The 11132-nt window shown below is 33.7% G+C and carries 7 protein-coding genes; all 7 read right to left on the bottom strand.

What is annotated here, in order from left to right:
- Positions 1-9: 9 nt before the first annotated feature.
- Complete coding sequence (locus tag M4I21_RS05975; protein ID WP_249558209.1) at positions 10-1467, bottom strand: arylsulfatase; 1458 nt, start codon at positions 1465-1467, stop codon at positions 10-12.
- 167 nt (positions 1468-1634) lie between these two features.
- Positions 1635-3104 carry a sulfatase family protein gene (locus tag M4I21_RS05970; protein WP_249558208.1) on the bottom strand — a complete coding sequence of 490 codons (1470 nt, stop codon included), beginning with the start codon at positions 3102-3104 and terminating at the stop codon, positions 1635-1637.
- 10 nt (positions 3105-3114) lie between these two features.
- Entirely contained in the window at positions 3115-5187 is a 2073-nt protein-coding gene (locus tag M4I21_RS05965) for a glycoside hydrolase family 2 protein (protein WP_249558207.1), read from the bottom strand.
- Positions 5188-5196: 9 nt separating this feature from the next.
- Complete coding sequence (locus M4I21_RS05960) at positions 5197-6657, bottom strand: alpha-galactosidase (RefSeq protein ID WP_249558206.1); 1461 nt, start codon at positions 6655-6657, stop codon at positions 5197-5199.
- Positions 6658-6668: 11 nt separating this feature from the next.
- The gene (locus tag M4I21_RS05955) at positions 6669-8225 is read right to left on the bottom strand and encodes a sulfatase (RefSeq protein ID WP_249558205.1); all 1557 of its coding nucleotides are present in this window, start codon (positions 8223-8225) and stop codon (positions 6669-6671) included.
- A 60-nt stretch (positions 8226-8285) separates the two neighbouring features.
- A complete protein-coding gene (locus tag M4I21_RS05950; protein ID WP_249558204.1) occupies positions 8286-9701 on the bottom strand; it encodes a sulfatase in 1416 nt (471 codons plus the stop codon).
- A 14-nt stretch (positions 9702-9715) separates the two neighbouring features.
- Positions 9716-11122 (bottom strand): sulfatase, encoded by a 1407-nt coding sequence (locus M4I21_RS05945; RefSeq protein ID WP_249558203.1) that lies wholly within the window; start codon positions 11120-11122, stop codon positions 9716-9718.
- Positions 11123-11132 lie beyond the last annotated feature (10 nt).

Here is an 11132-nt window from a genome sequence, read left to right as displayed (position 1 = left end):
TAATTTAACTTAGTTCAAAGGAAAAATAGTAGAATCTGTATGTGCAGCTGTCATTATTTGTTCCATTTCTGCAACAATTTCTGGATGCTTACTAGCAACATTTGTATGTTCTGATGGATCTGAGGCTAAATTATAAAGTTCTGTTTTTCCGTTTTTTTTCACATTGTAAACAACTGCTTTCCAATCTCCTTTTCTAACAGCTTTACGTCCGTTTTTAATATTGAACTCCCAATATAAATACGGGTGTTGTTTTTGTTTCTTTTTAGCCAATAACGTTGGCAAAAATGAAATTCCGTCTGTTGTACTTGGTTTTGGTACTGCTGCAACTTCTGCCAAAGTTGGCATAACGTCCCAAAAAGCAGAGATATGATTGGTTACAGTTCCCTTTTTAATTTTATTAGGCCAAGAAACTATAAATGGTGCTCTTATTCCACCTTCATACAAATCTCTTTTTATACCTCTAAAACCACCTGCACTATTAAAAAACTCAGGATTTGCACCACCAGCATCATGGGGACCATTATCACTTGTAAACATAATAATAGTATTTTCTTCTAATCCCAACTCCTGTAACTTAGCTACAATTTGACCAACGTAAACATCCAGCCTATCTACCATAGATGCAAAAACAGCATAGGGTGTTTCTTGTGTGCAATACTTGTATTTTACAATATCTGGACCATAATCTGATGAGTACGAATCTTCTGCGGTATAAGGCACTTCTTTAAATTTCCCCATATATTTAGCCAGTATAGAATCTTTTGGAGATATTAATTCTGCGTGCGGTAACACAAAAGGCACGTAAGCAAAAAATGGTTTTTCCTTATTGTCTTCTATAAAATTAAGCGTTGCTTCTTGTATTTTATCCTGTGCGTACGTTTGTGTATTAATCCAGTTGTTACCTACTAAAAAATCTATTTCTTGATTGTGGTTTAAGTAGGACGGGTAATAACGATGCGCTAATTTTTGATCGTTATAACCATAAAACTCATCAAAACCCTGATTATTTGGATCGCCAGTACCAAAACCTAAGCCCCATTTACCAAACATACCGGTTTTATAACCTGCTTGCTGTAACATTTCTGCAATAGTAAAAGCACTATCTGGTAACGGAACTTGTCCCTTTTCATCATTACCGGCCTCCAGATTACCACGAACAAATGTGTGCCCAGTATGCTGACCTGTCATTAACGATGATCTAGACGGCGCACAAACGGCAGAACCGCTATAATGCTGAGTAAATTTTATGCCTTTTGCTGCAAGAGCATCAATATTTGGTGTATTAAACTTTTGTTGCCCATAGCTACTTAAGTCACCATACCCCAAATCATCTGCCATTATGTATATGATATTTGGTTTCTTCTTGTTTTTTTTAGATTGACTAATTCCGTCTGTGCTAAAAAGCAAAAAGGCACTAACAATTGTTAGCGTTAAAAATTTAAAGTTATTTATAAGCTGAAGCATCATTTTAATTCATTTTTTTAATCATCTAAAATTCAATAAAACCATTTAAAAATGTGTTCTTCTTAATAAATAGTTTGTAGTTCTACGTTTAATTACTGGTAGCTACAAAAAAAGCATCAAAAAAAGAAAACTCCCTTTTTTTGATGCTCAACAGAAAATAAAAAACTAACTTAATTTAATATATAAGCGCTTCCGCTTGTACCTTTTAATCCTGGCTCTTTGTATTGTATTAATTGCGCCAATAACTCTTTCTGCATTTTATCTCTTATAGACTTATACGCAACATCATTATAAAAATTTATTAGTTCATCCGGATCCTTTTCTAAATCATATAAATATGGTTTCTCTTTTTTATCCAATACTAACTTATACCTATCGGTAACGCCAGTAACCCACCAGCCACCGCTTTTTGCATAATAGGTTAACCTATCTGCATCTGTAATTTCTTTTTTTCTACTTAAAAAATCTTTTGAAGTATCCTTACCATCAAAAGTAGCATCTGTACTTACATCCATTAAACTTAAAATAGTAGGCGCAAAATCTACATTAGTATATGCGGTATTAATTACTTTACCTGCTTTAATTTTTTCTGGATATCTAATTACAAAAGGAATCCTTGCAGAAGCCTCATAAGGCACTCCTTTATTTCTACGGTTGTGCTCAAAAAACATATCTCCGTGGTCAGATGTAAATACAATTATAGTATTCTCTTCTAAATTGTTATCCTTTAAAAACTTTAAAATACGGCCAACACTATCATCTATATGACTCACCATACCAAAGTATTGCTTTAAAGCTTCTTTTTGTTTTTCAAACGAGGCTTTACCCGATGCTTCATTGGTGTTTTCATCACTTACTGCCCAAGATGGTTTAATTGCAGTGTACTCTGCTGCCATTGTTTTAGGTGCCTTAACATCTAAATCTTTATACATTGTATTGTATGGTGGTTTGGCATAATCTGGCGTGTGTGGATCTGGTATAGAAAGCATTAACGCAAAAGGTTTGTTTTTATCTCTCTCTAATATTTCTAATGTTTTATCTGTAAAGTAATCTGTTAAATGCACTACCTCATCTGCAGGTAATTTAGCAGCTACTTTTTCATTAATACCTTTTACTCCTTTTGGTGTTATTTTAAAATAAGGAGCGTGGCCACCACGCATCATATATCTATTATCATCAAAACCAGCTTTGTACTTTATATTAAAACTATATTTTTCATGACCTGCTAAATGCCATTTACCTACATAAGAAGTTGCGTACCCTTTATCTCTTAAAATTGTTGCAAATGTTGGTATATCTTCACTTATATGCAACCCGTTTTTAGGTGCACCTGTTGCTTGCGGATACAAACCACTTACTAACGATGCTCTAGATGGTGTACATACAGGAGAAGATGCATAGTAACTAGTACAAATTGCACCTTCATCTGCAATTTTATCAATATTTGGAGTGATAGAGTTATTGCCTTTTCCCCAAATAAATGCTTGCTCCTCTGGTAATAATTTTTGGTAACAACTTAAGGTTCTAAAGTTATGCTCATCTGTATGAATAATAATTAAATTAGGTTTTTTCTGCGCCATACTACTAGCCGTACAAACAATAGCTATTGCTGCACCAAAAATGTTTTGTTTTATTTTCATTTTATGTGTTTTATTTCTTTTTTAAATTCCAAACTACCTTATCTTCTATTATCTCCCCGTTATCTTTTGCTTTGGCTACTACCTTATTTTTTCCCTTTTTAAGTGCTACTCCTTTGTATATATAATGAACCTTAGTTGCCCCTGTATGTACAGACTTTATTTTTGTGCCATTTACATATAGCTCTATATCTTCTACATTACAATATACGTGTATATCTGTTTCTGCCTGCGTTCTATTAACTAAACGCCTGTCCGAAATATAAATCATAGGCTCAGGATTCCAATTAGCCTTGTACCAGTAAAACACATCCTTTTTATTTTTTCTATCAAATGTTATTAATCCTTTATGGTTGCGTTTCGTAATACCTCCTCTAGACCATAAAGGCAGACCAAAATCGAACATATTCCAAACATAACTGCCAATTAGGTAACCGTTATCATTAATAATTCCCCATTGCGTTTCATGCAACCTATTGGCATAAGATTCTGGAAAAAATTGCCCTTTAGGATCTATTTTATCAGGCAATACCTCCGCTTGCTGAAAAATATTTGAACCTGCTCCGTATTCTGATAAGATGACCTTAAAATCTGGATAATTATTTTTTAAATTATCCAACCAAGGTTTTAAATCGGCTGCACTCTCACCTTGGTACCAACCAAAATACCTATTATTACCGTGTACATCTGTATTTAAATTATTGGGGTTTTCAATATCTGGTTTTCCCGAAACTCCTACTGTATAACGATCTGGATCTAATGTTTTTGCTAAATCATGTAAATCTCTAATTAAAACCGGAGCATAGTCCGAGGTTGTTTTTGCCCAAACTTCATTATAAGTTCCCCAAATATAAATACTAGAATGATTGAAATTTTGTTTAATCAATTCTGATATTTGCAATTTTGCATTATCCGATTCCGATTTTCGTGTTTGATTTACGAAAGGGATTTCTGCCCAAACCAAAAAACCCACACTATCACATTTAGTGTAAAAATGATCTGATTGCTGATAATGAGCCAACCTTACTGTTGTTGCTCCAACTTCTTTTATTAATTCTATATCTCTATTTTCTTGCTCTTTAGTTAGGGCATTACCGTGTTTAAATAAATCTTGATGTCTATTAACGCCATACATTGGATATTTTTTTCCGTTTAAAAACAAACCTTTACCCGCTATAATTTCAATAGTTCTAAGTCCTATTTTTTGTGTTACTTCATCAATCTTTTCTCCATTTTCAGAACTAACAACAACCTTTACTTTATACAAATAAGGATCAAATATACCCTGCCACAAATGAGGTTTTTTTAGTACTAATGTTTGATAGTACGACTGTCTACCTTGCGGATATACCATTATATTTTTTAAGTTGACAGCAACTATTTCGCCCGCATTGTTATATACCGTCGTTTTTAAGTTTACATTTTGTGTCTTCTTTAGCGTATTCTCTAACTTTGTTTCTACTTGTATATCTGCGGATGATGTAGTTACATTTTTTTGTTTAATATACACCCCAGATGACGCATAATCTGTAGTTGTTATATTCAATTTACCGGTAACAATTAATTCAACCTGACGATATATTCCACCATAAATTCCAAATAAATTATGATTTACAGGAATTACATCTTCTCTTGCTGTATTATCTGCTTTTACAAGAATAGTATTGGTTTCCCCAAATTTTAAAAATGGAGAAATATCAAAAATAAAAGCACTAAAAGATCCCTTATGTTGCCCAACATGTATGTTATTAATATATACGTCGGTTACGTGACCTACACCTTTAAACTTTATAAAAACGCGTTTATTACTCCAAGTTTCAGGAGCTTTAATGATCTTTTTATACAAGCCAACGCCTTCATAAAAACCTTCTCCCTCATGCATATCAGATTGGTTCCAAGAATGTGGTACAGAAACTGTTTCCCAACTAGCATTTTTAACCTCTAAGGTACCTTCTGGTGACTTTACAAAGCTCCAATCCGCATTCATAGGCAAAACACTTCTACTTGTATCCTGCGCTTGTATTTTTAAAATGAATAAAGTCAGAAATAGAAAAAATGAAAAATTCTTAATTTTTAAAAAAGTCATAGTATTATTTTAATAAAAGTCCGAAATAAATTTACGCTCTCCCTTGTGATAATCCCATAAATAATCTCCTGTAGCATCTACACATTTTTGACTGTAATGATGAGGCAAAACAGAAACTAAAGGGTAACCTGTTTTTCCTTTATACATATCTAAATGCTGTAAAAACTTGGCTTCTGTTATGGCTCCTGTATCATTGCCACCAATATGATCTATGTTTATACCACGCCCTGGAGAAGATTTATAAGTAACCTCGTAATGTGTTTTTACACGTGCCGGCCAATTGTATTTGTCATTTAACCAAACATCATTAGTTCTTGTTACATCTGTAAATTTTGTAAAAAAGATGTCTGGTACATGAAATTCCATTTCTATAGTTGGGTCTATTGCTTTTGCTGCGCGATACAACTCTTTATGTATGTGCAACATGTCTGATTTTGTGTTGTAAGACATATCTATCTTAAACTTTTTTACCCCTATTTTATAAAACCTATAAATAACTTCTGATGCATACTCAAAAATATCTGCTTTAGGGTTTAACCAACGTTCTGCTGTGGCTTTATTTACTTTTCCACTAGATTTCCAACTACCTAACATATCTGGGTACTTTTGGGCAATACTACTAGCGTGATGAATTTTAGGAAACGCAATCCAAAGTCCAGGTGTAAATCCTTTTTCATTAATCATTCCCATTGTTTTTTCAAAGTCGGGAAACTTTTTTGGATCTGGATGCCAAGTACCAAAACCAGAATTTACGGTACCATTAGGAAACTGTCCCCAGCCGTGATCTAGAGTCATTTTACCTTTTGGATACCCATACGCCACTATTTTATCTAAATAGTCCTTAACAAAGTCGTGCGTAAGCAAATTAAAATGTCCCTGTCTTTCTTTAGATAAGTATTTTTGCTCTACCCAAGTACAATATTCAACATCACTCCAAAACTTAGGATAATTTGTTGTTAACGGCTTAAAATTAAGACGTTTCATCATTTCTCTATTATACGCTTTCCAAGCTGCATCACCGTCTCCAGATTCTTCTATAAATAACTCCTGACCTTCTGGTACGCTAATGGTTAGGGTTTCATTACCATCAAAACTAAACGTACTATTTTCAAAACCAAAAGTGGTCATAAAGCCTACAAAAACACCATTAGCATCTACAATAATTGGAGATCCAGACATACCTGAAGCCTCTATGGTAAACGGATTATGTGTAAATGCACTACTCTTGTAATAATGTGCCCCGCCACCTTTTTCTTCTGGCGTAGATATACTGTGGTACGGACAAAACAAAGGTGTTTTTACTTTTAAAGTAACTTTTTCTATTGCACTAGATCCTGATACAGTACTAGCAGATAAGTAATCATCCTCAGATTTTTCTACAGCAACTTTGGCCGTAGAAGAACAACTTAATATACTTGCGCCAGCAACTCCAAGGCCAGCTTTTTTAATAAAATTTCTTCTGTTAGACATTCTTTTATGTATTAGTGTAGTTGATCTAAATTTCTAGTTGGCTTAATTGTAGGATCTGCTGGTGCATCTACATAATTTTTCATTTTACCAAAATGAAGTTTGCTCGGTTTTTTCCTTTTTACAGGAACCCACTTTTTTAAATCGGTTACAATATGATTGTATTTTTGATCTGTACTTAAATTTTTCCATTCTAACGGATCTTCATCAATATTATACAACTGCTCTGTACCAGTAACCGTTATCATATAATGCCATTTCCCTAGTAAAACAGACGTACCGTCTTGCGTAATTGTTATACCTGGATAGTCCCATTTTGCTTGGGGATTATCTATTAAACTAGCAAAACTGTGTCCGTCCAAATTTTCTTTTTTTGGTAATCCGCTTAACTCAATTAAAGTAGGATACAAGTCTATTAAGCTTACGTTTTTATCTACAACAATAGCTTTTTTCAGACCTGGTACACGTACAAACAATGGTGTTTTTACGGCCTCTAACCAAGTTGTATTTTTAAGGTAACGTTGCTTTTCCCCTAAGTGCCAACCGTGATCTCCCCAAACCACAACAATAGTATTATTTGCATATTTACTTTGCTCTAAAGCATCTACAACCATACCTAAACAAGCATCTACATAAGATATACTTGCCAAATATGCTCTGGTAGCATCTTTTTCTAATCCGTGTTTTTTAACCCATTTATATTCTCCTGTAGGCTTATATGCCTTGTTGCCATCCGGGGTTAAAATATCATCTAAGTCTGTTTCGTTTACCACTGGTGGTACTATTTCATCAAGCTTATATAAATCAAAAAATTCTTGTGGTACTATCCAAGGTAAATGGGGCTTAATAAAACCAACACCCATAAAAAATGGTTTATCAAAATCTCTTTTTAGTTGTGATCTTGCCCAATCTGCAACCATATAATCCACTGTTTCCTTAAAAGGATCAGTGGTTGGTCCCCAGCTTAGTTTTGCATTCTTGTTTTTAAAGTTTTCATTTTTAACCCCATTTATTATACCCGCTTTAGAAGAGGTGTATTTGGTTTTATCTACAGGGTCATTATTATACCTACGTGCACGAGCAAATTCATTAAAAGCCCAATGCCCAAAATCTGTACCGTTTGCGGTACCGTGTTTATGAAATATTTTACCGTTTGCTAAGGTGTGGTATCCGTTTTTAGAAAAGTATTCTGGTAGTGTGGCATTCTCTTTAACAATATCTGAATACAACATATTATGTGCATTACCATAAACACCAGATGTACTTGGTAAAAAACCAGATAATAAAGAGGATCTAGATGGGCCACATATAGGCGCTGCACAAACTGCATTTTTAAAGACCATTGCCCCTTGTTTGGTAAACTTATCCATACTAGGTGTAATGGCTTGTGTATTGCCCCCTAAAGGAGATACCCAATCATTAATATCATCTATAGCTATAAATAATATATTGGGTTGCTCCTTTTTATTTTGTGCTTTGGTATAAACACAAAAAAGTAAAAGTACAATTGCTATTCTATACATTCTATTTCTCATTATACAGGTGTCATTTAACACCTCTAAATAATACATAAAAAAATAAATTTATGTCTGCTTTAGTATAACAATTGTAGGTATGCGTAAAAGCAATGTTTACTTTAGTTTTTGTTGTAGTTCTTTTCTAAATTGAGTTAGTACTGTTTTACTCCCTTTGTCTTTTGCAATATTTGTCCATTCGTTAGGATCTATTTTGTGGTTGTACAACTCCTCAAAACCATCTGAATATACTGTATATCTATAATCATTATTACGTAAAGAGTATATTCCTTTTGCTTTAATAGTTAAAGCAGTATGGTCCCAATTTGCATTAGAATCTTGTAATAATTTTGCTATACTTACCCCTTCTAAATCTTTTTTCTCTGGAAGATTACATATATCTACTAAAGTGGGATAAACATCTAAAAGAGATACAATTTTTGTACTAATACCTACATTTTTGGTTCTCGGGTCTACCACTAACAATGGTGTTTTTGCAGCGCGCTCCCACAATGCGTTTTTAGACCAATGTTCTTTTTCTCCTAAATGCCAACCGTGGTCTCCCATTAAAACAATAATAGTATTATCTGCATAATCACTTTGTTCTAACGCATTTAATACATGACCAACACAAGCATCTGCAAAAGAAATATTTGCTAAATATGCTCTAACGGCTTGTTTCCAATTATTAGAATCTAAAATGGCTTTATGCACTCCTTTTTTAGCCATATTATTACCCATTCTACCAACATCACTTAAATCGTTTTCTAAAACAGTTGGTAGTTTAATAGCATCTAAATTGTATAAATCAAAATATTTTGTAGGTGCGTACCAAGGCAGGTGTGGTTTAAAAATACCACAAGCAACAAAAAAGGGTTTTGTATGTTCTTGATTTATAAAATCTGCACAGTATTGAGCCGATTTAAAGTCGTTATTTTCCTCATCTTTTGAGTCTGTTGCATACCAGTCAAAAGATCTTAAAAAAGAACCCTTAACTCCGTATTTTTTTAAATTTAAATTATGCGAATGACGATTTTCATCTGACGGATACACTGTACCTGCATTCCCTATTTTTTCTTGTTGAAAAGAGCCTGGATCGCTACCCTCTTTTGGTTCTTTACCTCTTCCTCTTGCATTATGAAAAATTTTACCTGCCGCTGCAGTTTCATACCCGTTTTCTTCAAAATACTGCGGTAAAGTAACCGTATTTTTAAAACCCTCTATTTCTCTAAAAACCTCGTTATTACCATAAACACCTGTTGTGCTTGGCTGGTAACCCGTTAAAATACTGGTTCTAGATGGGTTGCATAATGGCGCAGAACAATAGGCATTTTTAAAAACGACACCTTTTGCTGCCAACGCATCTATATTTGGTGTTATAGCTTGTTGGTTGCCCCCAAAAGCACCAACCCAATCGTTTAAATCATCTACCATGATAAATAAAACGTTAGGCTGTTTTTTATTATTTTGAGCCGTAACTACACTACAAATAAGCAGTATAAAAACTAGGCTGATATAAATTCTATTTCTCATTTTAAAAACTTAAATTATTTAACTCTTAGGTCTGCTTTTGTAGCATCATAATTTGGATTTTCTGTCATCATTTGTGCCCCAACAGATGCTCTCCATTTTACTAGTTTCTTTTTCATTTTACGTGTCTTAGCCACATTAATGTTTGCTAGGTTCCTTGTTTCATTAGGGTCTGTAGTCAAGTTGTACAATTCTAAATTACCATCTTCAAAAAACTCTAATAATTTCCAGTTGTCATCTAAAATAGCTCCATATGGTTTTGTTCTATGATAGTGGGGATAATGCCAAAATAAACTTTTACGTTTTAATTTATTCTTTTCTCCCGTAAGTACCGGTAAAAAAGACTCGCCATCTATTTCTTTAGCATTATAATCTGCAATACCTACCATATCTAAAATTGTAGGATAAAAATCTATTCCCATAACTGGCACAGCAGATCTACTGCCTGGTGCTATATTATTGGGCCACTTTACTATTAGAGGTTCTCTTACTCCGCCTTCATAAGCAAAGCCCTTGTACCCTCTTAATCCGTTTGTGGTTTCGTCATAATTACCACCATTATCTCCTGTTAAAATAATAATGGTATTATCTGCAATACCTAGCGCATCTAATTTGTCTAGTATTTTACCAACACTAACATCTAACCGTTCTACCATTGCTGCTCTTGTGGCGCTAACATATTCGTTTTTAGTGTTTACAAAAGTTTTAGATTTTTTTTTATATTTTTCTATTATAGTCTTTGGTGCCATCACCGGACCGTGTATTGTATAATAAGAAAAATATAGTAGAAAAGGATCTTTTTTAGATACCGTGTCTAAATATGTTATTGCTGCGTTGGTTAACTTATCGGTTAAAAAATCGTTCTTTTTACCATTGTCTAAATTAGGCATATCAAAAGGAGAAAAATACTTACCTCTACCTTTTGGTTGTCCCCATTCTCTACCACCTACATTTATATCAAAACCGTGATTGGTTGGGTAATGGTCGTCAAAATCTTTTCTGTTAATAGGCATTAAATGCCATTTACCAAAAAATGCCGTTGTGTAGCCCTGGTCTTTTAATACCTCTGGTAGTAATTTTTCTTTGTGATCTAATTTTAATGTCCAATCTGGTACTGTTAGTTTAGCATAGGCATAATTATGACCATCTATCCAGTCTGTTAATTTTAACTTTGCAGGATATTTACCTGCTAAAATTGCAGCTCTACTCGGAGAACAGACAGTACTAGCTGCATATCCATTTACAAAAAGCATTCCGTCTTTACTTAACTTATCAATATTTGGCGTTTCATTAAATGTAGCACCATAACAGCTAAAATCTCCCCAACCAACATCATCTACCAACAAAAAAACAACGTTGGGTTTATTCGTTTGTGAAAATAAAACTAAAGGTAAAAAACAGCATATAAATGTTATAAATCTCATACAAACAAAA

The sequence above is a fragment of the Cellulophaga sp. 20_2_10 genome, from assembly GCF_023476645.1.
Taxonomy (GTDB): domain Bacteria; phylum Bacteroidota; class Bacteroidia; order Flavobacteriales; family Flavobacteriaceae; genus Cellulophaga.
Note: the sequence above shows the minus strand (reverse complement) of the source record. Positions and strands in the feature narration are given on the sequence as shown.

Bases quoted from the DNA above. Each gene is read 5' to 3' on its own strand.
- M4I21_RS05965 (WP_249558207.1), bottom strand. From the start codon at position 5,187: ATGACTTTTTTAAAAATTAAGAATTTTTCATTTTTTCTATTTCTGACT.
- M4I21_RS05975 (WP_249558209.1), bottom strand. From the start codon at position 1,467: ATGATGCTTCAGCTTATAAATAACTTTAAATTTTTAACGCTAACAATT.
- M4I21_RS05955 (WP_249558205.1), bottom strand. From the start codon at position 8,225: ATGTATTATTTAGAGGTGTTAAATGACACCTGTATAATGAGAAATAGA.
- M4I21_RS05970 (WP_249558208.1), bottom strand. From the start codon at position 3,104: ATGAAAATAAAACAAAACATTTTTGGTGCAGCAATAGCTATTGTTTGT.
- M4I21_RS05960 (WP_249558206.1), bottom strand. From the start codon at position 6,657: ATGTCTAACAGAAGAAATTTTATTAAAAAAGCTGGCCTTGGAGTTGCT.
- M4I21_RS05950 (WP_249558204.1), bottom strand. From the start codon at position 9,701: ATGAGAAATAGAATTTATATCAGCCTAGTTTTTATACTGCTTATTTGT.
- M4I21_RS05945 (WP_249558203.1), bottom strand. From the start codon at position 11,122: ATGAGATTTATAACATTTATATGCTGTTTTTTACCTTTAGTTTTATTT.